This is a genomic window from Dehalococcoidia bacterium (assembly GCA_025060295.1).
Classification (GTDB): domain Bacteria; phylum Chloroflexota; class Dehalococcoidia; order Lucifugimonadales; family HRBIN23; genus HRBIN23.
The window spans coordinates 1-25,774 of the sequence record JANXCH010000002.1; the positions used below are offsets into that span (position 1 = coordinate 1).

General features: G+C 66.0%; 32 protein-coding genes and 1 pseudogene. 12 read left to right on the forward strand and 21 right to left on the reverse strand.

Features of this window, described 5'->3' with window-relative positions; translation table 11 throughout:
- From NZ951_01265 to NZ951_01295, 7 genes are all read right to left on the reverse strand, one after another.
- Positions 1–345: hypothetical protein (locus tag NZ951_01265; GenBank protein ID MCS7206556.1), on the reverse strand; the 345-nt coding region annotated here is incomplete at its 3' end.
- An 86-nt stretch (positions 346–431) separates the two neighbouring features.
- Positions 432–989: a GNAT family N-acetyltransferase gene (locus NZ951_01270; GenBank protein ID MCS7206557.1), complete on the reverse strand. Its 558-nt coding sequence runs from the start codon at positions 987–989 to the stop codon at positions 432–434.
- A gap of 90 nt (positions 990–1,079) precedes the next feature.
- Positions 1,080–1,274 carry a YHS domain-containing protein gene (locus NZ951_01275; GenBank protein MCS7206558.1) on the reverse strand — a complete coding sequence of 65 codons (195 nt, stop codon included), beginning with the start codon at positions 1,272–1,274 and terminating at the stop codon, positions 1,080–1,082.
- A gap of 20 nt (positions 1,275–1,294) precedes the next feature.
- The gene (locus NZ951_01280) at positions 1,295–1,555 is read right to left on the reverse strand and encodes a hypothetical protein (GenBank protein ID MCS7206559.1); all 261 of its coding nucleotides are present in this window, start codon (positions 1,553–1,555) and stop codon (positions 1,295–1,297) included.
- 5 nt (positions 1,556–1,560) lie between these two features.
- Positions 1,561–4,131, reverse strand: coding sequence for a heavy metal translocating P-type ATPase (locus NZ951_01285; GenBank protein ID MCS7206560.1), 2,571 nt, complete (start codon positions 4,129–4,131; stop codon positions 1,561–1,563).
- A gap of 7 nt (positions 4,132–4,138) precedes the next feature.
- Positions 4,139–4,408 (reverse strand): metal-sensitive transcriptional regulator, encoded by a 270-nt coding sequence (locus NZ951_01290; protein MCS7206561.1) that lies wholly within the window; start codon positions 4,406–4,408, stop codon positions 4,139–4,141.
- Between the two features lie 97 nt (positions 4,409–4,505).
- Positions 4,506–4,973, reverse strand: coding sequence for a VanZ family protein (locus tag NZ951_01295; protein ID MCS7206562.1), 468 nt, complete (start codon positions 4,971–4,973; stop codon positions 4,506–4,508).
- A gap of 77 nt (positions 4,974–5,050) precedes the next feature.
- Between NZ951_01295 and NZ951_01300 the strand changes: the two genes are divergently transcribed.
- On the forward strand, positions 5,051–5,446 hold the full coding sequence (locus NZ951_01300) for a PPOX class F420-dependent oxidoreductase (GenBank protein ID MCS7206563.1): 396 nt from the start codon (positions 5,051–5,053) through the stop codon (positions 5,444–5,446).
- A 22-nt stretch (positions 5,447–5,468) separates the two neighbouring features.
- Here NZ951_01300 and dnaN read toward each other — a convergent pair whose 3' ends face one another.
- The 4 genes from dnaN to NZ951_01320 form a co-directional block, all read right to left on the reverse strand.
- Positions 5,469–6,596: a DNA polymerase III subunit beta gene (dnaN, locus tag NZ951_01305; protein ID MCS7206564.1), complete on the reverse strand. Its 1,128-nt coding sequence runs from the start codon at positions 6,594–6,596 to the stop codon at positions 5,469–5,471.
- 126 nt (positions 6,597–6,722) lie between these two features.
- Entirely contained in the window at positions 6,723–7,664 is a 942-nt protein-coding gene (locus NZ951_01310; GenBank protein ID MCS7206565.1) for a TIGR00269 family protein, read from the reverse strand.
- Positions 7,661–7,864, reverse strand: a complete 204-nt coding sequence (locus tag NZ951_01315) for a MoaD/ThiS family protein (protein MCS7206566.1) — start codon at positions 7,862–7,864, stop codon at positions 7,661–7,663. Before NZ951_01315 ends, NZ951_01310 begins: the two co-directional genes overlap by 4 nt.
- A 48-nt stretch (positions 7,865–7,912) precedes the next feature.
- Positions 7,913–9,130, reverse strand: a complete 1,218-nt coding sequence (locus tag NZ951_01320) for an MFS transporter (GenBank protein ID MCS7206567.1) — start codon at positions 9,128–9,130, stop codon at positions 7,913–7,915.
- A 217-nt stretch (positions 9,131–9,347) separates the two neighbouring features.
- On the opposite strand from NZ951_01320, the gene NZ951_01325 reads away from it, so the two are divergent.
- The 4 genes from NZ951_01325 (at position 9,348) to NZ951_01340 (ending at position 13,720) form a co-directional block, all read left to right on the forward strand.
- On the forward strand, positions 9,348–10,643 hold the full coding sequence (locus tag NZ951_01325; protein ID MCS7206568.1) for an MFS transporter: 1,296 nt from the start codon (positions 9,348–9,350) through the stop codon (positions 10,641–10,643).
- A complete protein-coding gene (locus NZ951_01330; protein MCS7206569.1) occupies positions 10,640–11,707 on the forward strand; it encodes a flippase-like domain-containing protein in 1,068 nt (355 codons plus the stop codon). The genes NZ951_01325 and NZ951_01330 overlap by 4 nt, the downstream gene beginning before the upstream one ends.
- A 63-nt stretch (positions 11,708–11,770) precedes the next feature.
- Entirely contained in the window at positions 11,771–12,703 is a 933-nt protein-coding gene (locus NZ951_01335) for a cobalamin-binding protein (GenBank protein MCS7206570.1), read from the forward strand.
- A 126-nt stretch (positions 12,704–12,829) separates the two neighbouring features.
- On the forward strand, positions 12,830–13,720 hold the full coding sequence (locus NZ951_01340; protein ID MCS7206571.1) for a phage major capsid protein: 891 nt from the start codon (positions 12,830–12,832) through the stop codon (positions 13,718–13,720).
- Between the two features lie 2 nt (positions 13,721–13,722).
- Here the strand turns inward: NZ951_01340 and NZ951_01345 are convergent, their stop codons facing one another.
- Positions 13,723–14,112: a hypothetical protein gene (locus NZ951_01345; protein MCS7206572.1), complete on the reverse strand. Its 390-nt coding sequence runs from the start codon at positions 14,110–14,112 to the stop codon at positions 13,723–13,725.
- Between the two features lie 44 nt (positions 14,113–14,156).
- Between NZ951_01345 and NZ951_01350 the strand changes: the two genes are divergently transcribed.
- From NZ951_01350 to NZ951_01375, 6 genes are all read left to right on the forward strand, one after another.
- Positions 14,157–14,534, forward strand: a complete 378-nt coding sequence (locus tag NZ951_01350; GenBank protein MCS7206573.1) for a hypothetical protein — start codon at positions 14,157–14,159, stop codon at positions 14,532–14,534.
- A 10-nt stretch (positions 14,535–14,544) separates the two neighbouring features.
- Complete coding sequence (locus NZ951_01355; GenBank protein MCS7206574.1) at positions 14,545–15,528, forward strand: hypothetical protein; 984 nt, start codon at positions 14,545–14,547, stop codon at positions 15,526–15,528.
- Positions 15,529–15,538: 10 nt separating this feature from the next.
- Complete coding sequence (locus NZ951_01360) at positions 15,539–15,769, forward strand: hypothetical protein (protein MCS7206575.1); 231 nt, start codon at positions 15,539–15,541, stop codon at positions 15,767–15,769.
- Complete coding sequence (locus NZ951_01365) at positions 15,766–15,978, forward strand: hypothetical protein (protein ID MCS7206576.1); 213 nt, start codon at positions 15,766–15,768, stop codon at positions 15,976–15,978. Before NZ951_01360 ends, NZ951_01365 begins: the two co-directional genes overlap by 4 nt.
- On the forward strand, positions 15,975–16,610 hold the full coding sequence (locus NZ951_01370) for a hypothetical protein (GenBank protein ID MCS7206577.1): 636 nt from the start codon (positions 15,975–15,977) through the stop codon (positions 16,608–16,610). The genes NZ951_01365 and NZ951_01370 overlap by 4 nt, the downstream gene beginning before the upstream one ends.
- Before the next feature lie 153 nt (positions 16,611–16,763).
- Positions 16,764–17,519, forward strand: coding sequence for an MBL fold metallo-hydrolase (locus NZ951_01375; protein ID MCS7206578.1), 756 nt, complete (start codon positions 16,764–16,766; stop codon positions 17,517–17,519).
- On the opposite strand, the gene NZ951_01380 is transcribed toward NZ951_01375, so the two are convergent.
- The 4 genes and pseudogenes from NZ951_01380 to NZ951_01395 form a co-directional block, all read right to left on the reverse strand.
- The gene (locus tag NZ951_01380) at positions 17,470–18,546 is read right to left on the reverse strand and encodes a flippase-like domain-containing protein (protein MCS7206579.1); all 1,077 of its coding nucleotides are present in this window, start codon (positions 18,544–18,546) and stop codon (positions 17,470–17,472) included. The genes NZ951_01375 and NZ951_01380 overlap by 50 nt on opposite strands.
- Positions 18,543–19,298, reverse strand: a complete 756-nt coding sequence (gene rsmG / locus NZ951_01385) for a 16S rRNA (guanine(527)-N(7))-methyltransferase RsmG (GenBank protein ID MCS7206580.1) — start codon at positions 19,296–19,298, stop codon at positions 18,543–18,545. The genes NZ951_01380 and rsmG overlap by 4 nt, the downstream gene beginning before the upstream one ends.
- A 71-nt stretch (positions 19,299–19,369) precedes the next feature.
- Entirely contained in the window at positions 19,370–20,806 is a 1,437-nt protein-coding gene (locus NZ951_01390) for an ABC transporter substrate-binding protein (protein ID MCS7206581.1), read from the reverse strand.
- Between the two features lie 51 nt (positions 20,807–20,857).
- Positions 20,858–20,992 (reverse strand): annotated as a pseudogene (locus NZ951_01395) (signal recognition particle-docking protein FtsY).
- A 289-nt stretch (positions 20,993–21,281) separates the two neighbouring features.
- Between NZ951_01395 and NZ951_01400 the strand changes: the two are divergent.
- Positions 21,282–21,845 carry a hypothetical protein gene (locus NZ951_01400; protein ID MCS7206582.1) on the forward strand — a complete coding sequence of 188 codons (564 nt, stop codon included), beginning with the start codon at positions 21,282–21,284 and terminating at the stop codon, positions 21,843–21,845.
- Between the two features lie 6 nt (positions 21,846–21,851).
- Here NZ951_01400 and NZ951_01405 read toward each other — a convergent pair whose 3' ends face one another.
- Genes NZ951_01405 through proB form a run of 5 tightly spaced genes read right to left on the reverse strand, consistent with a single transcriptional unit; the run spans position 21,852 to position 25,774 of the window.
- Positions 21,852–22,637, reverse strand: a complete 786-nt coding sequence (locus NZ951_01405) for an SDR family oxidoreductase (GenBank protein MCS7206583.1) — start codon at positions 22,635–22,637, stop codon at positions 21,852–21,854.
- 43 nt (positions 22,638–22,680) lie between these two features.
- The gene (locus NZ951_01410; protein MCS7206584.1) at positions 22,681–23,958 is read right to left on the reverse strand and encodes a glutamate-5-semialdehyde dehydrogenase; all 1,278 of its coding nucleotides are present in this window, start codon (positions 23,956–23,958) and stop codon (positions 22,681–22,683) included.
- Complete coding sequence (locus tag NZ951_01415) at positions 23,939–24,340, reverse strand: hypothetical protein (protein MCS7206585.1); 402 nt, start codon at positions 24,338–24,340, stop codon at positions 23,939–23,941. The genes NZ951_01410 and NZ951_01415 overlap by 20 nt, the downstream gene beginning before the upstream one ends.
- 13 nt (positions 24,341–24,353) lie before the next feature.
- Entirely contained in the window at positions 24,354–24,590 is a 237-nt protein-coding gene (locus tag NZ951_01420) for a hypothetical protein (protein MCS7206586.1), read from the reverse strand.
- Between the two features lie 26 nt (positions 24,591–24,616).
- Positions 24,617–25,774 (reverse strand): glutamate 5-kinase, encoded by a 1,158-nt coding sequence (gene proB / locus NZ951_01425; protein MCS7206587.1) that lies wholly within the window; start codon positions 25,772–25,774, stop codon positions 24,617–24,619.

The following is a 25,774-nucleotide window of genomic DNA, read 5'->3' on the forward strand; positions in this document are numbered from 1 at the left end:
CACCTCCAACCACCGCGCTGCCCCCGTGAAGGCGTTGGGGCCGAAGTCCAGCAGGGCGGTGAACAGGCCGTTGCTTACCCCCAGGTTGTTGGCATTCACCTGGGGGCCGACCTGGGTGCCTCCTGTGGGGGCATCGTAGAGGCGGAACTGAAAGTCGCAGGTGCCGTTGACGGGGACGCCGTTGTGGAGCACCTGGCCCTGGTAGGTGAAGGCGGTGCCGGGGGTGGAGGCGACGCCTGGGCCGGGGGGTTTAGGCTCGTCGGCCCGCAGGGCGGTGGCCAACACCATCCCGAGGACTAGTGAGAGCCGAACGTCAAAACGCCCAGAAGGAAGCCTCTGCGCCACATAGCACCCTCCTCAACAGGGAGATGACACTGTATATTAGCAAAATGGCGCTGAGGTGTGAGAGAGGTGCAGTTGCGGGGGTGGGGTTAGGCGGTGCGTTTGGCGCGCCTGAGCACGAAGGGTTTCAGGGGCTTGAGGGTGCCGTTCTCGGGGCGGGAGAGGCTCTTGGTGAGCCACACATGGCTGGTGGGGCGGCTAAAGCCGTTCTTCTGGAAGAAGGCCAGGGCCTTGGCGTTGTCCCCCTCGGTGTCCACGATGAGCATGCGCACGCCGGCGTTCCGCATACGCCTCTCGAACTCGCGGAGCAGGCGGCGGGCAACACCTGTGCCCTGGAACTCCTCCTTCACCCCCAGCCAGGCCAGGTAGCCGTAGCGCCACGAGGGGCCGTCTTTGTCCACCGTGCTCCCCAACGCGAAGCCCACGATGGTCCCCTCCTCGTCCTCGGCCACCAGGCAGAACTCGGGGTCGCTGTTGAAGGCGGAGGTAACCTCGTAGGGATCCCAAGTGCGGTAGAGGACAGGGAGCGCCGTGCGGGTGAACAGGCTTTCGCCCAGGTGATAGACGTGTGGCAGGTCATCAATCTCCATCTGGCGGATGGAGATGCGCCGACGGCGTGAGCCGTTCTGGAGGTGTCTTGAACGCATATGCGTGTAGGGGTGTCCCTCCTGCGGGCCAGTGTTGTGAGCGCCCGCATATTCAGCATAGCACAGGAGGGTGGGGGCAGACCAGGGGGGCTAACCGTGCCCCATAGGTTGGGGGCCTTCCCGCAGGAACTTGTCGGGATCTTTCTGGAAGCGCACCTTGCAGCCGGGGGCGCAGAAGTAGTAGGTCTTCCCGTGGTACTCATAGGTGGCGGGGGCCTTTTTGGGGTCTACCTGCATCCCGCAGACGGGGTCAATTGCGGTGGGCTTTTTGCGCAGGAAGAACATGGCGTACCTCCCTCGCAGTGTTAGGAGTGGGAAGAGGGGGTGTTTCTTGCGTCAGGATGCGGGGGCACCTGCCCCATAGGGGCCGCCCCTCCGCGGAAGCGGGGAACCAGGAGAGGCATGAGGATGATGGCGGAGAGGAGGAGCACCCAGCCCGCCCCGATGCCTCGGCTGGCCCAGGAGCCTTCGCCCACCAGCGTAGCCAGGGCGATGAAGCCCCCCGCCATCCCCAGAGCCCCCAGGACAGAGACCAGCACACCCATATTACCTGGCTGCCTCGCCATCGGCTTCACCTCCGGGCGGGCATGGGGGCGGGTGCCTCCTGCCGAGGCGTGATGGGACGCGCCGGGTTGAGACGACGGACAGGGGGCACAAACCCCCGCATGCGTTGGGTGTTGAGGGTCACGGAGAGGGAACTGGTGGCCATCAAGAGGGCGGCCAGTTCGGGGCTGACAATTTGGCGGGTGAACGGATACAGCACCCCCACCGCCAGGGGAATGGCCAGAACATTGTAGCCGAAGGCCCAGAGGAGGTTCTGCTTCACCAGGCGCATGGTGGCCCGCGCCACCTGCAAGGCTACCACCACATCTAGGGGGTCATCCCGCATGAGGATGATGTGCCCCGCCTCTTTGGCCACATCGGTGCCAGCGCCGAGGGCGATGCCCACATCGGCCTGGGCCAGGGCGGGAGCGTCGTTGATACCATCACCGACCATGGCCACCCGATACCCCTGGGCTTGCAAGCGCTGCACTTCCCGCGCTTTGTCGGAGGGGAGCACCTCGGCCAGGACCTGGTCAATCCCCACCTGGCGGGCGATGGCGTGAGCGGTGCGGGGGTTGTCCCCCGTGAGCAGGAGAACACGCATGCCCATGCGCTGCAGTTCTCGCACCGCAAGGGGGGCCGTGGGGCGCAGGGTGTCCGCCACGGCCACCAGTGCGGCGGGACGCCCGTCCACTGCCAGGAACATCACTGTCTTCCCCTCCTGTTCCAACGGGTGGGCTTGTGCGTCCAGGGCATCCAGGGGGATACCCCGCTCCTGCATAAGGCGGCGGTTGCCCAGCAAGAGGATACGCCCTTGAGCGCGGGCCTCCACGCCGCGGCCGGGCAGGGCCTGGAAGGCCTCGGGGTCAGGAGGGGCAAGCCCTTTCTGCTGGGCGGAACGCAGGATAGCCTCGCCCAGAGGGTGCTCGGAGCGCTTCTCGGCGATGGCTGCCAGAAGCAGGGCCTCCTCCGCACGCATCCCCAGGCCTATTACATCGGTGACGGCGGGCGTGCCTGTGGTCAGGGTGCCCGTCTTGTCCAAGACCACGGCATCCACCTTGGTGGCCATCTCTATGGCTTCAGCGCTTTTGAACAGGACGCCATACTCGGCCGCTTTGCCTGTGCCAGCCATAATGGCGGCGGGGGTGGCTAACCCTACGGCACAGGGGCAGGAGATGACTAGCACTGCGATGGACACCAACACCGCAAACCCCACAGCGCTGGCCGAGGCGAGGGTGTAGGGGGTGAGCATCAGGCGGCTGTCCGGGGCGAACCAGAGGGGATAGCCGATGAAGTACCAAAAGAGGAAGGTGGCCAGGGCCAGCCCATGCACCCAGACGATAAACTGGCCAGCCACCCGGTCGGCCAGGCGTTGCAGGGGGGTTTTGGAGGTCTGGGCCTGCTCCACCAAGCGGATAATCTGGGCCAGGGCCGTCTCGTGGCCGACGCGGGTGGCCCGCATGATAAAGGAGCCGGTCTTATTGAGTGTTCCACCGATGACGGCGTCGCCGCCCTTCTTCTCTATGGGTATGCTCTCACCTGTGAGCATGGACTCGTCCACGGCGGAGTAGCCGTCCACCACCACGCCGTCGGTGGGCACCTGCTCGCCGGGGCGCACAATGAGCAGGTCGCCCACCTGCACCTCCTCCACAGGCACTTCGCTCTCCTGTCCGTTGCGGAGGAGGCGTGCGCGGCGGGGTTGTAGGTGCATCAGGCGGCGGATGGCCTCGGAGGCACGCCCCCGGGTGAGGGCCTCCAGATAACGCCCCAGGAGGATGAACCAGGTGAGCAGGGCGGCGGCTTCGTAGAAAGTAGCCATCGGCCCCCCGAAGCCCGCCGTGGGCCAGAAGGTGTTGACGACGGCGATCAGATACGCCGCCCCGATGCCGGTGGCGTAGAGGAGGTTCATATCCGTGATGCCCCGCCGCAGGCCGTTGAAGGCGTGGATGAAAAACTGCCGCCCCGGTCCCAGCACGAGGGGCGTGGTCAGCAGAAAGAGCACGACCTTGTTGTGCAGGATGTCGGGGATGATGCGGGAGAGGCCCCAGTAGGGCTGGAAGGTGCCCAGCATCACCGCCAGGGCTAGGGGCGTAGCCACCAGGAGGTTGATGCCCTGCTGACGCACCTCCCTTTTGCGGGCGTCCCCCTCCTTGTCTCCAGGGGGCGCGGGTGCCTCGATAATGGCTGAATGGCCCAGGTGGCGGAGCACTTCTTGGATGGTTACCAGGGGGGTGATGTCTGGGGCGAACTGCAGCGCAACGCGCCCGGCCGCGGGGTGCACGGTTACCTGGGCGACGCCGGGGAGGGCCAGGAGGGCCTGGGTGAGGCGTGGGGTGTCCTCGGGGGCGGGCGGAGGGATGAGGCGCAGATGGGCTGTCTCGAGGATAATGCTATAGCCTACCTCCTGCACCGCCTGCTGCATGGCGCGGATGGACGCCTGGGCGGGGTCGTAGTCCAAGGAGGCCCGGTGGGTGGCCAGGTTGACGGAGACACGGACAACGCCGGGAACCCTTTGGAGCGCCTCGGTGACGTGCGCAACGCAGGCGGCGCAGGTCATCCCGCGGATAGAAAGGGTGGCTTTTTTCAAGGGGGTGGTCATCGCTGTGCTAGGAGCGGTTGGCCAGGGCGTAAATTTCCGACAGTTCCTTCAGCACCTGGGGGGCACGGTCGCCTCGGATACCCTCGACCACACAGGTTTTCAGATGGTTGTCCAGGATGGTCTGTTCGATCCTATCCAGAGCCCGCTGAACAGCGAAGATCTGCTTGAGGATGTCCACGCAGTAGGCGTCTCGTTCCACCATGCGGCGGATGCCCTCCAAGTGTCCCTGGACGGAGGCCAGGCGCTTGAGGACATCCTCACGGACTTCTGCGAGCATGCTCGCCCTCCCCTCCCCCCTGGGTGGGGGATTCTGCCTCCCAGGGTAACACCTCTAGGGCGCGGAGGCAAGCCCTCGCTGGATGGGGGGCAATGGCTTACGGCTTCGGGGGAGGGTCGCCAGCGGAGGCGGAAGAGGCCTTGCGCCAGGGGGCCAGCAGGCGGGGGAGGAGCCACAGCCCCGCCCATCCCCCCACGAAAGCCCCCAGGGTGTCCACACCCACATCCTCCCAGGAGGGGTACCGGCCCGGGATAAAACCCTGATACCACTCGTCCAGCATGCCCCACAGGCACCCGAGCAGACCGACGAGGACGATACCCAGAAGGGGGTGTACCCTCTGGCGTGCCCAGGGGGACAGGTTCCAGGCTATCAGCAGGCCCAGCACGGCATACAGGGTGAAGTGGACGGCGTAAGGGAGCAACCGATCCAGGAGGGTGGGTGGAGTAATAGGTGCCTGAGGATTGGGCCAGGAGGAGAGGCCTACAATCACGCCCAGCCACAGGAGCAGAAGCAGACGGCGGGGCCAGGTGCGTCCGGCTGGAGGGGACGGAGGTGGAAGCGTCATCTCTCCCCCTTGCACAGGTTTCGGAGCGGTTGTACCCTGGCAGTATCGGATATGCTTTGTGGAAAGGAGGGGTATTTATGCCTGTTGCCTTGTCGGCGGGTGTGAAGGCGTTGTTGGAGAAGCCCGTGTTCGCCCATCTGGCCACCATTATGCGGGACGGCTCGCCCCAGGTCACCCCCGTATGGGTGGACACCGACGGCACCTATATCCTGGTAAACACTGCCCAGGGACGGGTGAAAGAGCGTAATGTGCGCCGGGACAATCGGGTGGCCCTGTCGGCGGTGGATCCTCAGGACCCGTATCGGCGTCTGCAGGTGCGGGGGCGAGTGGTGGAGGTGCGCACCCAGGGGGCGGTGGAGCATATCCATAAGTTGTCCCACAAGTATCGGGGCCAGCCCTACCCCCTCCGCCCCGGGGAGCAGAGGGTCATTCTGGTCATAGCCCCCGAGCACATCAGCGGGAACATCGGGTAAGGGGCCGGCTTACCCTGGGGGCCTAGGGCCACTGCACGAACATGGGCATCACCACATGCACATAGTCGTCCGCCCCGACGGGGCGAAAGACGCCGGGGCTGGAGGGGGTGTTGATGCCGATGCGCACCTGCTCCCCATCTATGGCGGTGAGCACATCCTGCAGGTAACGGCTGTTGAAGGCGATGCGGGCCCCCTCCCCTTCAACGGAGGCCTCCAGTTCCCCTGTGGCGCTTCCCTCCTCCTCAGCTCCGGTGGTGATGGTAACCTTGCCGGGCGGGCCAGGTTCCACCATGAGGCGGACGATTTGGCTCCCCATGCGGGCGAAGGCCGAGCCTGCCTTGACGGTCTGCAGGAAACGGCGGCAGTCCAGCACCACGCGGGTCTGGCTGGCCTGGGGGATCAGTTGGCGGAAGTTGGGGTAGGTGCCCTGCAATAACTGGCTGTAGATCTCTACCCCCTTTAGGCGGAAGAGGATGCCCGCTCCATCCTTGGCGATGTCCAGGGTTACGGGTTCGTCGCTGTCGTCCAGAAGGCTCGCCACCTCTTTGAAGGCTTTGGCGGGGACTACCAGGCCCACGGGCTTCTCCACTGGCTGCAGGAGGCGGCCCGTATGCACCGCCAAGCGAAAGCCGTCGGCAGCGGCCATGGTGAAGCGGTCGCCCTCCAGTTCCAGGCGGATGCCGGTTAGGATGGGGCGGGACTCGTCGGTGGCGGCGGCGAAGGCCACTTGGGAGATGGCCTTGCCCAGGGCTTTATGGCTGATGCGGGCGGTGGTGGCCTCTTTCACCACTGGGAGCGGGGGATAGGCGGAGGCCTCCACGCCTCGCACGACTGCCTTCAGCCAGGCGCAGGAGACCTGCAGGCCCAGGGGGTGCTGGACGCGGGAGAGGTCCACCCGCTCGGGGGGCAGTTGGGCCACGAAGTCCCGCAAGCGTTGGGCAGGGACGGCAATGCCCCCCTCGGCGTCCACCTTGGCCCCCACCCAGACGGTGATGGCCAGTTCCAGGTTGGTGGCCGTCAGGCGGAGCCTCCCCTCATCGGTCTGTACCAGGATGTTCAGGAGCACATCCTCAGACGGCCGGCTGGGCACGGCCCGCGCCACGACCCGCAGGGCTTTGTCCAGGTTCTCTTGAAGGCAGGAGACTTTCATAACCTGTGCACCCCCCTTAGAACGGGGGCCCTCACACTCCTGGGTGGGCCAACCCTTTGGGGAATAGTATAGTCCCCGCTCCCATGCATGGGAAGGGTTGGGGGGAACGGTTGATGTGGCCTTTGTCTAGGTGATAGGGGTGGGGGTGCCCTCAGGGCGGGCCACAGGGATGCGCTGCAGGGCCTGGTCCCACATGCGACAGAAGGCGCAGACGGCGCTGGTGGTGGGCTGGCCACACCGCTGGCACTCCCCCACGGACTGGGTGTCCATCTTGGCCAGGAGGGGGTGCAGGCGCTCCAAGAAGCCCGCCACCAGGTGATGCTTAGATCCGGGGGAGTGGAGTTCTATCTGATTGAGGGCGTCCTTGTACAGTAGGGAGCGTGCCCCCTCCGCATAGGGGCACTCGTCAGGAATATAGTCAATGCGCCGCAGGAGGGCGTAGCTGACCGTCTCTTTCTCGGTCATCAGGAACAGGGGTTTGACCCGCTTCACCAGGCGGGGGTGGTCGGCCTCCAGGACGGGGCTTTGGCGGGCTAGGGCGTCCATCTGCCAGTGGAGCAGGTTGCCCAGCAGGGTGGCCGCCTCGTCGTCCAGGTTGTGGCCTGTGGCCACCACAGTGAAGCCGTGTTCCAGGGCGACGCGGTTGGTAATGTAGCGCTTGCTGAGGCCGCACCCGGAGCAGGCGACGCGCCGCAGGGCCTTGGCCAGTTGGGGGACGCCGAGGCCATAGGTTTCGGCCAGGTTGACGATGAGCAAGGGCAGGCCGCGGCTTTCGGCGAAGGCCTGGGCCTTGGCGCGGGAGGCGTCGGAATACTCCCCGATGCCCAGGTGGATGTGCAGCCCGGTGGGGCGATAGCCCAGGCGCAGGAGCACCTCCCACAGGGTAAGGCTGTCCTTGCCCCCTGAGACGGCCACCAGGATGCGGTCGGCAGGGGTGAACATCTTCCAGCGCTCAATGGTGCGCTGGACCTGGCGCTCAAAGAACTCCAGGTAATGGGGGCCACAGAATGCGGTGTTGTGGCGGCGCAGGTCCACCGCCGCCTTTTGCCCACACTTCTGACACTTCACTGCTGGCCCCCCGAGATGGCGGAGACAATTTCCACGGTGTCGGTGTCCTGGAGCCACTCGTCGGAGGTGAGGAGGTCCTCCCCCCGAATGACCACATGGGATTCGGGGTTGAGGCCCAGTTCCTTGAGGAGGTCCACGACGCGCCGGCGGCCGTGCACCTCCAGTTCGCGCCGGCGGGGGTTGCGGATGATGACTTTCATGGGGAATCCGAGTCTACGGTAGCAGAGGGGGGCGTCAATGCGCAACCCCTAGCCTACCACGCGGGCCGCCTTCCAGCGCACCACCAGGGCGAACAGGAGGGCCAGCAGGGCGTTCACGGCGAACACGGGGCGCAGGCCCAATCCCCCTGCCACCAGTCCCCCCACCAACGGCCCCAACCCGAACCCCAGGGAGTTGGCGCTCTGCAGGAGGCCGTAAGCCGTGCCCATGCGTTCACGGGGGACTACCTGCCCCAAAAGGGCAGAGGTCTGGGCGGCGACAATGCCTTGGCAAATCCCGAGCACGACGATGGCGGCCAGGGCGTGCCACGCCTCCTGGGCTACCAGCAGGCCGATAAACCCCAGCACCGAGACGGCGGGTGCCCCCACCAGCAGGCGGAGCACCCCCACCCGCGCTCCCACGACCCCCGACAGGTATGCTCCCAAGGCCCCCAAGATGCCCAGCAAAGCGAAGGCGCTCCCCGCCAGGGAGGCTTTGGCCTCTGGGGCTAGGGCTCCCAAAAAGAGGGGCAACACGGGGAACATGACATTGGGCACGAACTGCACCAGGAACAGAAGAATGAGCACAACCCCGATGCCGGGCAGGGTGAGTAAGGAGCGGATGTTCTGGACCACGCCTTGCTGGTCCTCTTGACGGGGAGGGGTGAAGCGCTCATCAATACCGAAGGTAACCACCACGCCCATCAGGGCCAGCACGCCTCCGGCCACAAAAAAGGCGCCCCGATATCCTACCCCGTGCACCAGGGCAGCCCCCAGCAGAGGGCCAACGGTGTTGCCCAGGTTCATCATGGCCTGCAGGACACCCATAGCCGTCCCCAGGCGGGGGCGTGGAGCCAAAGAGGCTACCAGGCCCATCATGGCGGGGACGGCCCCCGTCAACAGGCCCATGAGCACCCGCACCGCCACCAGGTGGTAGACATTGGCCACGACGCCGGTGAGCACCATCACCAGCGCCCCTCCATATAAGCCCCGGAGGACGTTCTTTTTGCGCCCGAAGCGGTCGCTGAGGGCGCCCCAAATGGGCGCAGAGAGGAACATGACAATGCCGGCAACACCCGCTGCAATGCCCGACCAAAGGGCTGCACGGCGGGGGTCGGCGATGCCCAGGTCCTGGATGAAGAGGGGCAGGAAGGGGAAGACGAAACTGAAGCCCATGACCGTGATGCCTTGCACCACGGCGGCGATGGCCAGGGTGCGACCCCAGCGGGCGGGCGCAGATGCTGTGCCCGCCGTGTCGGTTGTGTGCACGGCGTGCCCCCAAAAGGGAAGGCCCGACACGCTGGCCGGGCCTGCGCGATGCTCTGCAGGGTTTTCTTTCATACTACCATATAGTGCTATGCGGGGTGAAGGGAGCCGGGCGGGTGTTCGGTAGGGCAGGGGCACTCTGGCGAGGGGGTGTTCCCTTTGGTATGCTGGGGCGTGGGACCGGTGAGGGCTGGTCGTCTGCCCGCCATGTGAGGTGCGTATGGGCCCATTCCCTTCATCGGCGTCCGGCAGTGGCCGCCAGGGGAGTATCCGCCTGCCCTTTGCTGCCCTACGGCATCGGGACTATCGGTTATTCTGGCTGGGCCTGCTGGCCTCGGTGCTGGGCTACCAGATGGCCCAGTTGGGGATGGCGTGGCTGGCCTATGAGTTGACGGGGCGTCCCCGCACCTTGGCCTTGCTGGGGCTGGCCACGGCCGGGCCGGCCATCCTGCTTAACTTGGTGGGGGGAACGGTAGCCGACCGCTGGGATCGGCGCCGGCTCATTGTGCTCACCCAAAGCGCCATGCTCCTCCTGATGGGGGTGTTGGCGGTGCTGACGCTGACGGGGCGGTTGGCGGTGTGGCATTTGCTCACACTGGCGGCGGGTGTGAGCGCCGTGTTTGCCTTTGATGGGCCGGCGCGCCAGGCCTTGTATCCGCGCTTGTTGCCGCGAACGGATTTGACTAGTGGGGTGGCCTTGAATGCGTCGGTGTGGCAGGGGATGCGGGTGGTGGGGCCGGCTCTGGGTGGGGTGCTCATTGCGCGGGCGCATCCGGGGTGGTTGTTTGCGGGGGCAGGTCTGGGGGCGTTGCTCATGGGGTTGGCGGTGCTCCTAATCCGGCCCTTGCCCCCCGAGAAGGGCGTGCGCCAAAGCGCGTGGAGGGAGATTACCGAGGGGGTGCGGTTTGTGCGGGGCAACTCCCTTTTTGCCTTCCTGATTGGCATGGCCTTCTGCAATAGCTTGTTCGGGTTGTCGTATTTCTTCCTGTTGCCGGTGTTTGCCCGGGATGTGCTGGGTGTGGGTGCAGAGGGGTTGGGGTATCTATCGGCGGTTGGGGGTGTGGGGTCGCTGCTGGCGACGCTGGGGTCGGGGGCGTTGGGGAACATCCCGGCGCGGGGGAAGGTGCTCATTGGGGGGGCGGTAGCCTTCGGTCTGTTGCTCATCGCCTTCGCCGTGTCGCCCTGGTATCCCCTGTCGTTGGTGCTGTTGTTTTTGGCGGGGGTGGCGGGGGCGGTGTATATGGTGCTCACCCTGAGCACTTTGCAGGAGCGGGTGCCGGACCGGTTGCGGGGGCGGGTGATGGGCATCTTCAGCATGACCTGGAGCATGATTCCTTTGGGGGCGGTGCAGAGCGGTTTGCTGGCCGATTGGGTGAGCGCACCCTTTGCGGTGGCTCTGGGGGGTGTGCTGACGGTGGTCTTTGCGTTGGTGCCGGCGGTGGTAAGCCCCACTCTGTGGCACCTGCGCCCTTTGGGTGCCGAGCCTGCGCCTATGCCTGCCTCGGCGAAGCGATGACGACCGGGCATCCCTCCGGCCTGCGGGCGTGGGCCCGTTCTGCCTATGAGGGGGTTCTTCTGTGGCAGAGGCGGCATCCCCGGGTGGTGGTGGGGGTGTTTGTGGTGGTGGGGGTGGTGCTGGGGGTGTGGCTGGGATGGGAGGCGGTGCAGGGGGTCTCCTGGCGGGCGACGCTGGCGGCGTTGGGAGGGTTCTCGGCCCTGCATGGGATAGGGGCGGTGGCGTGTTTCCTGGCCAATAACTTCCTGCGCTCCACGGCGTGGTACATCCTGTTTCCCCAGCGTGCGCCCCCGGTGTGGAGGCTGTTTTTGGTGGAGAACACGGGGATTGGGGTGAACAATCTGTTGCCTATGCGCTGGTTCAGTGAGGCGGTGCAGTTCGCCATTTTGCGGGTGCGGGACCAGGTGCCGGAGGGGATAGCCTTGGCCACTTTGGGGATGACGCGCGTCTTGGACTTTCAGGCGAACTTCCTTTTGTTGGCGGTGAGCATGCCGTTGGTGCCGGGGGTGCGGGAACATGTGGCGATGGGGCCTGTGCTGGGGGTGGCTTTCTTTCTGGCGGCGGGGAGCACTCTGGGGCTGCACGGGCTGGGGTGGGCCTATCGGCGGTTCCCGCGCTTCCGCCGGCTGCCGGTGGTGGCTGGGGTGGGGGAGGCGGTGCTGGCTCTGGAGGAGCGCCCGCGCCGGCTGGTGGTTGCCCTGGTGTTGACCCTGGGCCAGTGGACGGCTTTGGGTGGGGCGGCGTGGTTTTTAGCGCAGGGGGTCGACATTGATATCTCCCTGGCAGGGGCGGTGGCGCTGGTCATTCTGGTAACCTTTTCGGCCACCACCATCCCGGGGCTGTTGGGGGGGCTGGGGGTGTTTGAGTTCGCCAGTGTGGGGCTGCTGGTAACCTTTTTCGGGGTGGAGAAGAGCGTGGCCCTCTCCTGCGGACTGCTGATGCACGCCCTGTGGTGGCTCCCCCCGGTGCTCATTGCGTTGGTGATGCTTCCGTTGGAGGGGTGGGGAGCCCTGCAGATGGTGCGCCGGGGGCCACTGCCCGGGACCCACAATGCCCCACCCTAAAGGGTATGGGGCCGGGTGGTTGCACCCCTGGCACCGACTTGATATCGTGAGGGGGAGGGGGCTATGCGCATCGTTTCGCTTCTGCCCAGCGCCACGGAGATCGCCTTTGCCCTGGGTCTGGGCGACCAGGTGGTGGCGGTGAGCCACGAATGCGATTATCCCCCCGAGGTGCGGGGGAGACCGGTAGCCGTGCGGTGTGTGTTTGACCCCTCGGGGATGACGGCTGCTGAGATAGACGCCACGGTGCGCTCGCTGGTGCTGAAGGGGCGGCCGATTTATCAGGTGGAGTGGGGTGTGTTGGAGGCGGTGCATCCTGACCTGGTGCTCACCCAGGGGTTGTGCGAGGTGTGCGCGGTGCCCGAGCGGGAGGTGCTGAAGGGGTTGGAGCGCCTGTATCCCCGGCCACGCATCCTGTCGCTGGATCCCCACGGGTTGGAGGATGTGCTGCAGGACATTCTGCGGGTGGGGGAGGCGACGGGCACCCTCGCCCGCGCCTCTATGGTGGTAGCGAATCTCCGCCGGCGCATCCAGCGGGTGGCGGAGGCGACGCGGGCGGTGGCCACGCGCCCGCGGGTGGTGTGCTTGGAGTGGCTGGATCCTCTGTTTGTAGGGGGGCATTGGGTGCCGGAGATGGTGGCCCTGGCGGGGGGTGTGGACGTGCTGGGGAAGGTGGGGCGTCCGTCCTTTACTGTGTCCTGGGAGCAGGTGGTGGCGGCACAGCCCGAGGTGCTGGTGCTGATGCCGTGTGGATACAGCGCCTCCCAGGCCGCGGAGCAGGTGCACCTGTTGGCGCAGCGGCCGGGATGGGGGGAGTTGCCAGCGGTGCAGGCGGGGCGGGTGTTCGCCACCAACGCCCACGCCTACTATAGCCGTTCGGGGCCGCGCCTGGTGGACGGGTTGGAGATGCTGGCGGAGATGCTTCACCCCCAGGTGTTTCAGGGCTTTCTGGGGCCCGAGCGGGCGTTTGCGGTGCCCCTGCCTGCTCTGGTAAAGTAACGCGCCTCGTCCTCGACGGCGGCGTTGGGTTTTTTTCCTTCCCCTGTGTGCCCCTGCCACCTCCCTCTTCCCCGAGTAGAACACATGTTCTACTGTTGGAGGCGAAGGTGCAACGGAGGTGGCGCTATGGCCTTGACCCTGGCGGAAGCCAGTAAACTCTCCAACGATGTGCTCCTGCGGGGGGTCATTGAGACCATCGTGCAGGAGAGCCCCGTTCTGCAGATGCTCCCCTTTATTGAGGTGGTGGGCAACGGCCTTACCTATGTGCAGGAGAACACGCTCCCCTCGGCCCACTTTTACGATGTGGGCGATACCTGGGCCGAATCCACCCCCACTTTCACCCAGGTAACGGCCACTTTGCGCATCCTGGGGGGTGATGCGGATATCGATAACTTCCTGCGCACCACCCGCTCCAATATCCAGGACCTGGAGGCGGCAGTGGTACACCTGAAGGCCAAGGCCCTGCGCATGCAGTTTGAGGATGCCTTCGTCAACGGGGATACGGCCACCAACCCCAAGGCCTTTGACGGCCTGGATAAACTCACCCCCGCCAGCCAGACCGTTAGCATGGGGGCCAACGGGGGGAGCCTGACCCTGGAGAAACTGGATGAACTGATTGATAAGGTGCGCGGGGGCAAGCCCCACGTGCTCCTGATGTCCCGCCGCTCCCGCCGTAAACTCTCCGCCCTGGCGCGGGGTGCTGGATCCGGCCTGTTGGTCACGGATCGCAACCAGTTTGGCCAGATGGTGGACTTCTACGACGGCATCCCCGTGGCGGTGAACGACTTCATCCCCGATAACAAGACGGTGGGCACTGCCCATGATTGCTCCACGATTTACGCCCTCCAGTTTGGGGAGGGGGCGGTGATGGGTCTGACCGCCCCGGGGGGCCTCACCATTGAGCGGGTGGGCTCCCTGGAGAGCAAGGATGCCACCCGTATCCGGGTGAAGTGGTATGTGTCCATCGCCGTGTTCAACACGCTGAAGGTGGCCAAACTGGTGGGTGTGCGGCCCTAGCCCTAGCCGCCGAGGGGGGCCTGGCGCATCAGCACCACCAGGAGAAAGAGGGCGATGGTGAGCATGCTGAGCACGGTGAGCACCACGGATGCCCCCACCAGAGCAAAGGAGGAGGCCCACCGCATGGGGGGCAGGAGCAGGGGGACGATGCTCACCCCCCACAGGGGGAGGGGCAAACGACGCACCTCCTGGGCCTGGGGGATGAGGGCGAGGAAGGCGCTGGCGGCCCAGAAGGCCAGCCCCGCCGCCAGCACCCCCAAACCCCGTGCCACCACCTCGTCCACAAGGCTGGGGCGCCTACTACCCCGCAGTAAGCGTCCCTGGGCCACAAATAAGGCCCCCCATACCAGCACCCCCCACCCGGCGATGAACAGCAGTGTGGCGAAACTCACAGTGTTAGCATACTCCGCCGCCGACCATCATAGGGAGGTGTCCCATGCCCAATGTGCGCTTGGATGCCAATAGCATCCCCAAGGGGCCGGTGTATGACCCCACCCCCTCAGCCATCCATCGTGCGGGGGTAACAGCAGTCGACACCTCGGATCCCCCAGGCACGGCGGGTGTGGATACCGACGGCTATGAGGAGTGCCGTTTTGACCTGGACATTGGCGGGACAGGGCTTCAGTCCCTGGAAGTGCAGGTGCTGTTCTGGAACCCGCGCCTGAACGCCTGGTTCGGGGGTGGGCGACGTCTCTTTACCGCTCCCGGGCGCTATGCTCTTACGGTTCCTGTGCGCGGGCAAAGGGTGTTCCTGAAGGTAACCGCTTTCACCGGCACATCCTTCTCTTTGAGCGTGGACTACACCTTGAGTTAGGAGGGAGAGCATGCCTCTGCGCTTGGCCGGCGAGGTATTGGAGGTTCACGGGGTTGACTCTGGGGGGTGGCTGCGGGAGGTGCGGAGTTGGGATAGCGCTCCAGGGCTGGTGGTGGACCAGCGGGGATCGGGACGCATCCTGGAGCTGCGCAAGAACGGCGCACCGGTATGGTTCGTGGACAACACGGGGGGCCTGCTGGTGGGGGCAGATAACGCCTATGACATCGGTTCCACGAGCCTGCGCCCCCGCAACCTGTATTGGGGCACGCAGGCTTTAGCCCCCCCAGGCTCTGCCTCGGCCCCCGCCTACACTTTTGCAGGTTCTGCGGGGACAGGGCTGTTCTCCCCTGCCGGCAACACCCTTGCCCTGTCCACAGGGGGGACGGAGCGTTGGCGCATTAGCAGCGCGGGGCACCTGCTGGCCGGGGCAGACAATGCCTATGACATTGGAACAAGCGGAGCCCATCGCCCTAGGGACGTGTTCATCACGGGACGCTTTCGCACAACGTATGTGGGTTCGACGACAGACCCTGCCATCGGTATAGTATGGGGGAGCTCTGCCGCAGGACTAGAGTTCACTCCCGGCGCAGGGATAATGTACCTCGTAGCAGACAACAAGCGCATGATGATGTTTTGGGGGTCGGGGCCACACATTTGGGTATTGAACCCAGGCCCTGCCACATCACACACCCCGATCGTCAATAGTTTCCAGCTTATGTTTTCCTCTAACTACTGGGACGGGACGCAGAGCGTGATGGTGCGCACGGCCATTTTTAGCAGACCCTTTTCCCCCACGGACCACCGCACAGTTTTCGAAGACACAGCAACACACTGGGTTTTCACTATCCGCAATATGCACTCCCTGACGTCCGACGGGCAGACGGTGCTCCATGTCATGCGCCGTGCCGGGGGGAGTAACGCGCTAGTGGAGGTGCGGTGGAAGAACCGTGCAGACTTGGCCGATACGGATAAGGTGCTCATTCTCGCCAGTTAGGGGGTGCAGGATGCCTAAGCACGTGGTCTTTGATGCAGTAGAAGTGGACTACGCACGGGTAGAGGTGCGGGAGGACCAGGTGCGCCTGCTGGTGCACTACGCAGTGAGGGCGTCGGCGACAGGGGAGACCCTCTGGAGGGACCGGGATGTCTCGCACCTGCTGACAGCCGGGGAGAAACAGACCATCCACAGCATGGCCCACAGGCTCCAGCGGGCCCTCGAGGCGGAGGAACTGGCATGAGGCTGGCTCCTCAAGACCTGGTCCGTCTACGCCGGCTCCATTTGGCCGTTCAGGAGGCACGGGTGCGCCTGGCCCAGGCTCAGGTGGAGTGGGATAAGGCCGTAGAGGAGATTGAGGAGGCCTATGGGCTAGTGGGCACCCGCGCCCAGGTGGACATCGCCACGGGGGAGATCACTGAACACCAAGAGGCGTCCAAGGAGACCCCATGACCCTACCTGCTCTGCGTGCCCTGCTCCGTCAAGACCTGCGGGACACCGACCCCACGGCCTACCGCTGGAGCGACGCCGACTTGGACCGCCATCTCCAGCACGCCGCCCGCGATTTGTCCCTGGCGGTGCCCCGGGAGGCCACGGTGGAGTTCACCACCACTCCCGGGAGCCGCACCCTCTCCCTGGCCTCCCTGCCCGACCTGGTGCGGGTGGAGGCGGTGGAGTATCCTGTCGACCGCTGGCCGCCCTCCTATGTCCTTTTCAGCCTGTGGGGGACTACCCTGACCCTCCTGGTGGACACGCCCCCCGCCGGGGCCGAGCCAGTGCGCCTCTACTATGGACGCCTCCATACCCTAACGGCTACCACCTCCACCATTCCCTCCTATCTGGAGGAATTGGTGGTCATGGGGGCCAGTGGCTACGCTGCCTTGGAGTGGGCCAGTTACGCCACCAACCGGGTCAACCCTGGTGGTCCGGAGACCTGGCAGCATTTCCTGACCTGGGGGAAGGAGCGTCTCACCCTTTTCCAGCGCTCCCTGGACCGCCTCTCGGCCCGCAACCGCGTGCGCCCGCGCCGTCTGTACACCCCCGCCCATACCGGTGCGGCCCGCACCCACATCCTCACGGGGTAAAAGCCCCTTTCCCCCCGACCCCGGTGACGGTCGCGGGTGTGCCCTTCCCTACCAAGACGGGAGCCCACGCCGTAGGCGTGCGCCCGTGGCCCCGCGCTTTTCAAACCCCGCCCCATCGGGTATGATACGGGCAAAAGCGCCAGGGGGTGCACCGTGCCCGAGGTAGAACTGCTCCTGACGGGGTTCACCTATAACACCGACCAGGGCAGGTTGGGGTTTTCGACGGTGGTGCTCATCCGGGGCCAACGCACCATCTTGGTGGACACCGGCCCCTTCGGCCGACGCGACCTGCTAATCAACGCCTTGCGTCAGCGGGGCCTCACGCCCGAGGCCATTCAGATGGTCGTCCTCACCCATGCCCACTGGGACCACACCCAGAATGTGGACCTCTTCCCCCGCGCCACTTTTGTGATTCATCCCGCCGAACTGGACTACGCCCGCAACCCCAAACCCACCGACTGGGCCACCGCCCGTTACTTCGTGGATACCCTGCGCGGCAAGCAGATTCGGGAGGTAACCGAAGGGGAGGAACTGGATCCCGGCGTGCGGGTGTTGGAGACCCCCGGCCACACCAAAGGGCACATCTCCCTGCTGGTAGAGACCTCGGGGGGAAAGGTGGCCATCGCCGGCGACGCCATCGGCGATGCCTATGCTGCCCTTCAGGGGAAGCCCTTCCTGATCTTTTGGGACGAGCAGGCAGCCATGCAGAGCGTGCAGAAAATTTTCACCCACACCCGCACCCTCTATCCTGGCCACGACCGCCCCTTCCGCCTCCACGAGGGGAAGGTGGAATACCTGGGTGGGGATACGGGCATCCGCATCTTTGGGAACCTGGGCTGGCCCTATGGCGATGCCCAGGTTACCTTGGGCGCCTTGGTGCCCCCCCGGCAGGTGCTGGTGGTCCGCTAGAGGGGCGTGGGGGCAGGCCCTGGCGCACCTGGTAGACCAGGAACGCCAGCCCCCCGAACACCACTACACTCAGGTAACTGACCGAGCGGTCCAACACCGCTACGGCCACAGCCGACTCTGTGGGCAGGGTGAGCACCAGTAGGCCCACTACCCCCGCCTCCACAAAGCCCAATCCGCCCGGTGAAAGGGGGATGGCGGTAAGCAGAGCGTTGGCCAGCGCCACGAACAGCACCATCCACGGGGAGAGGTCCACCCCCAGGGCGAGGGCGACCATCCCCAGGCGCAGGGCCTCCAACAGCCACCCCACCACCCCCAGGCCCAGCACCGCCCCCATCCGCCACCGCACCCCCTGCAGCGCACCCTGGTGGAACCCTTCATACAGGCCCCGCAAGGCACTGGGGAGGCGGGCGACCAGGCGCATGCCCCACCGGGCCATGGCTGCCAGCACCACCGCCCCGATGGTGGTCAGGCCTGCTCCCACGGCCACAAACCACATCCCCAGGCGTCCGCCCTGATGCAGAAGGGCCAGCGCCCCCGCCGACACTAGCAACAGCACGACCATTGCCCCCAGGTCCATCACCCGCTCCCCAGCCACGGTGCCCAGCACCCGCGCAAAGGGGCTCCCCGAGGAGCGGGCGAAGGCATACGCCCGATAGGGGTCGCCCACCCGCAGCCATCCTACGGCGTTGAGGAACCAGGCCTGCAGAATGTAATACCCCGCCTCCAGCGCCGAGGGGAGGCGTTCCCCCGGCCCCGAGCCGATGCCCGCCCCCTGGGCCATCAGCCTCCACCGCAGACCCCGGGGCAGGAAGGAGAGGTAATACGCTACAAAGGCCAGAGCATACCAGCCGGGGTTACTGGAGCGCACCAATCGCCAGGTGGCCCCCAAGTCCACATCGAAGCGCACCACGAGGAAGCCCAGCACCACCCCCGCCAGCACCAAAGAGACAAGGGTTGGCAAAAGGGTCTTGGCTCCCAGGGCGATGCGGGGGGGCCGTTCCTGGACGGGGGCCGAGGGCCGGCTCACCGGCTCACCCCCAAGGGGCGTTTGGCGGGCATCCCCGCCCGCCGCGGATACCTGGGGGGCGTGGGATGCACCTTCGGCACCACCACCAACACTCGCCCCGGTCCTAGCAAAGAGGGGTCAACCTCCAGCACCTGGGGCACAGCACCCCCCAGGGCCTCTGCAGCGGGGCGGGCCAGGTCAACTTCGCCCGCCCAGTCGCCCTTCTTGGGGAAGACCGCCCTCCCCCCCACTTGGACGAAAGGGAGCACCAGTTCCAAAGCCACGGCCAGGGGCCCCACAGCGCGTGCCACTCCTAGGGAAAAGCCCTCCCGCAGGCCGGGCTGGTGGGCCAACTCCTCTGCCCGCCCGTGGAGCACCTCCACCCGCTCCTCCAGGCCTAAAGCCTCCACACACGCCCGCAGGAAGGCCACCTTCTTCCCTACCGATTCTATCAGGACAACCCCCAGGCTGGGGAAGGCGATGGCCAGGGGCAAGCCCGGGAACCCCGCCCCGCTCCCCACATCCACCAACCGTCCCCCCTCCCGCACCTCCGATGGCATGGCCATGGCTATGGTGAGGGAGTCCAGGAAATGCACCCGCTCCGCCTCCTCTAGGGCCTGGGCAGAGGTGAGGTTGACCCGCTGGTTCCACTCCCGCAGGAGGTCCCAATAGAGGGAGAAGGCATCTACCTGCCCCGAGGTCAAGGGGATGCCCAGGCGGTGCGCCCCTGCACGCAGGGCTGACAAGGGCAGGGGCGCACCAGAAACGCCCATAGGAGAAGGGGGCTGCGACAAGCGCACGCCCTTACAGCCTGCTCATCGGGGCTGGGTGTGCTCAAAGTCCTTTACTGGGCGAGCCACACATCCCAGAAGGTCAGGAAGATGGTGGGCTTGAAGTTCTGCACCTCCTGACGGGAGGCGCGCAGGCCCGCCTGCTCCCCCAGGATAATGTAGGGCACATCCTCCCAAATAGCCCGGGCCAAATCCTTGCTGGCCGCCAACTGGTCTTGCAGGGTCAGGGCGCGGAGGATGGCCTCCCGAGCGCGGGTAACCTTGCCCGTGTCGTCAGCGTAGCGGTTGAACCACCCCATCCGGGCGTGGGTGGGGTTCACCAGGGGATGCACGAAGTGCCAGGTAACGAAGGAGGTGTGGTGAAGTTCCCACAGTTCGGGGTTGGTGCGGCGGGTCTGCACACCAGCCCAGTCCATCACTTGCAGGTCTACCTTGAACCCTAACTGCTCCAACACTTCCTTGGTCACTAAGGAGGGGTTGGCCACGATAGGGTTGTCTTGGGCGCTGATAATGCGCACGGTGGTGCCCTCCAGACCGGCCGTCCGCACCAATTCGCGCGCCTTACTGATATCCTGCACATTGTAGCGGCCGGCCGAGCCTTCCCGCCCCACCTCCTCCCACATGGTGCCGCAGGCGTATGCGCTGGGGCATAGACGCCAGAAGCGGGGGTCGCCGATGGCGGCCCGCATGGCCCTGTCCACCGGGTAGGCCAGTTGCAGGGCCTGGCGTGCTCGCAGGTCGTTGAAGGGCGGGCGGGAGTGGTTCAACTGGGCGACAAGTTTAGGGCCGGGGCCAACCACATGCAGGCGTAGGGCGGGGTTACGCTCCACCTGGGGGGCCAAGTCCGCCAAGAATTCATCCAAGAAGTGGACGAGGCCCGTGTGGATGGCGGCGAAGCGGGTGGCGTGGTCGGGCACCTCCAGGGCCTCTATCCGGTCCACATAGGTGGGGCGGGCACCCGCCAGGCCCGAGGGGGGCTCGGTACGGGACTTATACCCCGGCCAGCGCTCCAACACATACTGGTTGCCCGGCGTCCAGGAGACGAAGCGGAAGGAGCCCGTCCCGATGGCCTCCCGCGCCCCTTGCCGAACGGGGACGCGCCAAATGCGCTCGTGGACGATCACCGAGCGGAAGCCCGAGGGCACCGACAACTGGTTGAGGAGCACACTGGTCGGTTGCTTCAAGCGCATCACGACGGTGCGGTCATCGGGGGTGTCCACCCGCTCAAAGTTTTCCCACATCTCCCGGCCCCAGGCATCCTGGTTGGCCCAGCGTTTGAGGGACTCCACCACATCCAGGGGGCGCACTGGGTCGCCGTTGTGGAAGGTAAGGCCGGGGCGCAGCACGAAGGTCCAGGTAAGGCCGTCCGGGGAGACATTCCACGACTCCACCAGGGCCGGCTGGGGGGTGAAGGTGGCGTCCAAGGCGAACAGGCCTTCGTAGACGAAGTTGGCGAAGTCCTTCACCGTTACCGTGGCCGTTGTCCACATGGGGTCAATGGAGGCCATGCTAGCGTGAGGGATGAAGCGGAGGGTGCCGCCGCGCCGAGGGGCGGGGGTGGGTGTGGGGGGCGGCCCGGCGGGGATAGGCGTAGGTGTGGGCGTAGCTTGCACGATGGGCATGGGCATGGGTGTGGGGCCGGCTGGGGCGGGTGCGGGAGCAGGGGTGGGGGTGGCTAAAGCCACAGGGGTAGGGGTGGGAACAGGTGTGGGGGTAGGAGCCGCCGTCGGGCGACACGAGAGTATGAATACCAATCCGAGAATGATACCGAAAAGCACAAGTATCCCTTGCCTCATGGCTGCCTCCTCAGGCGGTATTGTATACAGTGGCGTAAAGGCTATGTCAATACACCCTGCGGGGAGGGCCTGTGTATGGCGGGGAGTCCTTGACGCGTGTACCCTGCTCGGCTACAGTACAACGGTTTTGCGCTGGAAGGGCCATGGCTTCAAGAGGAAAGGAGGACGCATGGCAGCCCCGGCTGTGCACTTTGTGAAAGGGCCGATAGATTACATCTTACGGCGCGTGGCGGTCTATTTGGGAGTGAAGGAGGCCCTGTTCCCCCACCTCATCGCCCAGGGGGCCCGTGCCGATGGATGGCTGGCGGTGGAGGCTTTCAACGCCCTGCGCCAGCCCTATATTGCCAGCCAATACTTTCAGGATGTGCGCCTGACAGGCGCCACCCAGGGCGGCTCCCCCGACGACCCTGACCTGGAACTGACGGCGCAAGGCCAGCCCCTGCGTTTGCAAATCCGCTCCGTCCCCCTCACCGCCCAACGGCCCCTGGCCTACTACTTCACTACTCCCACGGAGTTGCCCCGCCGTTTCCGCTTCCTCCACGCTCATCCGTCCACCTCTGCCCTCCTGCTGGTGGCCTATCCCCTGCGGATGGACAACCCCGACTGGGAGAACGCCGTCAAGGAGGCGGAGCAGGCTCACCAGGTGCGCCGTCTGGACCAGGTGCAGTTTATCCTGCCAGGGCCGGACCGGGTTACCGTCTCCGTCTGGCGGCACGTCTCGGCGGGCTTCTGAAGGCCTTTAGGTGATGCTCAACCCGCCATCAATGACAAAGGTCTGTCCCGTAACATAGGCTGAGGCGTCGGACGCCAGGTAGGCAGCCAAAAGCCCCACCTCCCGCAGGGTGCCCAGGCGCCCCAGGGGCACCTGCTGGACGGCCCGCTCCTGGCGGCGGCGGTACTCCTCGGGGGGAAGTTGCTCGGGGTCGGGGAACAGGCCGGGGGCGATGGCGTTGACGCGGATGCCATAGGGTGCCCACTCCAAAGCCAAGGAGCGGGTGAACTGGGTGAGGCCCGCCTTGGCGGCGTCGTAGGCGGAGCGCAGGGGGCTCGCCTTATACGCAGCGAAGGAGGAGATGTTGATGACATTCCCCCTGCGCTGGCTCAAGAAGTACGGCCCGAAAGCGCGGCACCCCAAAAAAGCTTCTGTCAGGTTGATGTCCACGATGGTGCGCCAGTCGGCCAGGGTCATGCCCGCCTCGGTGCGTCCCGGCAGGGCGACCACGGGCTTCTGAATGGCATCCCCCACGCAGTTGATGAGCACATCCAGCCCGCCCCACTCGGCCAGGACACGCTGCGCCAGGCGGTCCATATCTTCCTGCTTGGTGGCATCGGCCACCAGGCCCAGGGCACGGCGTCCGCGGCGACGCACCTCCTCGGCCACCCGTTGGGCGTTGGCCTCGGTGAGGGCGGTAACGGCCACGTGGGCACCCGCCTCGGCCAACACCAGGGCGATGCCCTTCCCAATACCGCGCCCCGCCCCTGTGATGAGCACCCGTTTGTCCGTCAGGTCATATTCGGGAAGCATTCTCAACTCCTTTATGAGCCTCTGGGGGCCGGTGTGATCTGTCTTATCCCTCCCGCACCTGGCCGTTGCCCAGCACCACCCACTTGTAGGAGGTGAGTTCCCGCAGGCCCATGGGCCCCCGGGCGTGGAACTTGCTGGTGGAGATGGCCACCTCGGCCCCGAGCCCGAACTGCCCTCCGTCGGTGAAGCGGGTGCTGGCGTTGACCATCACCGCTGCCGCATCCACCTCGTCCAGGAAGCGCAGGGCGGACGAATAATCCTCGGTAATGATGGCCTCCGTGTGGCCCGAGCCATAGCGCTCAATGTGGGCCAGGGCAGCGTCCAAAGAATCCACCACCTTTACCGCCAGGATAAGCGCCAGGAACTCCTTGCCCCAGTCGTCCTCGGTGGCGGGCACCACTTTGGCCTCCTCCAGAGGGCCCAGAATGCTTAGCGCGCGGGTGTCGCACCGCAACTCCACCCCGTCCTGGGCCAGCAGTCGGGCCAGAGCGGGCAGAAACTCTCCCGCGATAGCGCTGTGCACCAGGACGCAGTCTAAGGCGTTGCACACCGAGGGGCGCTGAACCTTGGCGTTCCGGACGATGCGCAAAGCCTTGTCCAGGTCGGCGGAACGGTCCACATAGGCGTGGCACACGCCGATACCCCCGGTAACGGCGGGCATAGTGGCGTGCTGGGCCACGAAGCGGATAAGGTCAGCCCCGCCCCGCGGGATGAGCAGGTCAATGTACTCTTTTGCTTGGAGCATCTGCAGGACGATGCCCCGGTCAGTGCTGGGGATGAACTGCACCGCATCGGCGGGGATGCCCGCGTGGACGATGGCCTGACGGATAAGGGTGGCCAGAGCACTGTTGGAGTGGAAGGCTTCGCTCCCCCCACGCAGGATGCAGGCGTTGCCCGACTTCAGGCACAAGGCGGCGATGTCCACCGTGACATTGGGGCGGCTTTCGTAAATGGCCCCTATGACGCCCAGGGGCACCCGCTTACGCCCCACCACCAGGCCATTGGGCAGGGTGCGCACGTCAAACATCTCCCCCACCGGGTCGGGGAGAGCGGCCACCGCCCGCACATCCCGCGCCAGGCCACGCAGGCGTTCGGGGGTCAGCAGGAGGCGGTCCAGCAGGGCGGGGGACAGGCCCGCTCGCCGCCCCGCCTCCATATCCTTGGCGTTGGCCTCCAGCACCTGCCCCTGCTGGCGCTCCAGGGCCTGGGCGATGGTCTCCAAAGCGGCGTTCTTCACATCGGTGCGCAGGCGTGCCAAGAGGCGGGAGGCGGACCGCGCCGCTTGGCCGATGGTCTCCAGGTCAACGGTGGTCTGCACCATGCTCCACCTCCGTGGGGATGCCGTGGCCCATCAGGAGGGCTTCCACGGGCACCAGGCGCTGGCCTAACGGGTCGGGGGCCAGGGAGAAGGCTGCCAGGGTGAAGGCCCCCAGAAGCATCTGGGCGCCGGGGTCGCCGAAGACCACAATGGTGGTGCGCCGTGCCCCGTCTATGCCCACAACGACCTCGCCAGCCCCCCGCTCTATGACGCGCCCGTCGGCCAGGCGCAGGCGTTGCCGAAAGGAGGGGTGATGTCCCAGGGACTCCAGGATAGGGCTGGGCACCCAGGTATAGGTTGCGCCCGTGTCCACTAACGCTTCTACCGTTACTTGACGGGTCAGGTCGGGGCTATAGAGGGTAATGGGATACAGGAAAGTCGCCATAGAGGGGGCCTGCCTAGCGGGGGAGGCGGGTGAAGTAGGTAACCAACATGGCGGCCAGAAGGGTGGCCCACATGGTCAACTGGATGCCGATGAGCCAGCGGAACATGGAGAACATGTCGCGACGCAGTTCTATCATCTCGCGACGCAAGTCCCGAATCTCCTGGCGCACCTCCCGCAACTCCTGGTCGTGGCTGTCCAGGCGGGCGGTGATGTGTTGTAGGACCTCCCGAAGGCCGACCTCTTGGGCCACCGCGTCCTCCTTCCCGTGGGGGCGGGTTAGAGCAGGGCCATGTTGTTGCTATGCACCACCTCCTGCCCGTAAGTATAGCCCAGGAGGGAGGCGATGCGGTCGGAGCGCTTGCCCTGGATGCGGCGCAGGTCGGGGGCGCTGTAGTTGGCGATGCCTACCGCCACCCGCTTCCCATCGGGGCCCAGGATGGAGATGACCTCCCCCCGGGCGAAGTCGCCCCGCACCTCAATAACCCCCACGGGGAGCAGGCTCTTATGCTGGCGCAGGGCTTCTACGGCTCCTGCGTCTATCACCACGGCGTCCTTGGGGGAGCAGGCTCCCAAGAGCCAGCGCTGCCGACTCTCCCGGTGGTCCACCCGCGGGGGGAAGAAGGTGCCGATGCTCTCCCCTTCGGCCAGGCGCACTAACACCTCAGGCTCTTGGCCGTGGCAGATCACCACCCCCGTGCCGGCGGCGGTGCACAGGCGGGCCGCCTCCAGTTTGGTTACCATGCCCCCCCGCCCGCGACCCGAGGCGGAGCCCCCTGCCATAGCCAGAACCTCCTCGTCGATGTCCTCCACGCGGGGGATGAGGCGCGCATCGGGATGCAGGTGGGGATCGGCGGTGAACAGCCCTGGCACATCCGACAGGAGCACCAGCAGGTCGGCGTCCACGATGGTGGCTACCAAAGCCGACAGAGTATCGTTATCCCCGAACACCTCCCCCTCGAGTTCCTCCACCGCCACCACATCGTTCTCGTTGAGGATGGGCACCACCCGCAGATCCAGCAAGGCCAGCAGGGTGTTGCGAATGTTCAGGTAACTGAGGCGGTCGGTGGTGTCGCGGCGGGTGAGCAGGGCCTGGGCGACGGTGATGCCCTCCCAGGCGAACAGCTGCTCCCAGGCGTGCATCAGTTTGCTCTGACCCACGGCCGCCAGCACCTGGCGAAAGGGGGTATCCCGACGCTTGGCGTCGGTAATGCCCAAGGCGTGCCGGCCGGCGGCCACCGCCCCCGAGGAGACCAGGAGCACCTGCGCCCCCCGACGGTGCAGACGCCCAATCTGGCTCACCAGGGAGGCCATCACGCCGAGGTTGAGGCGCTCTGTCCCGCCGGTGAGAAGGGTGGTGCCTGCCTTGGCCACGATGCGCCGGTAGCGCAGGGGCCGCGTCTGGGGGACGGGAGAGGGATTGGGTTGCCCTTCCAT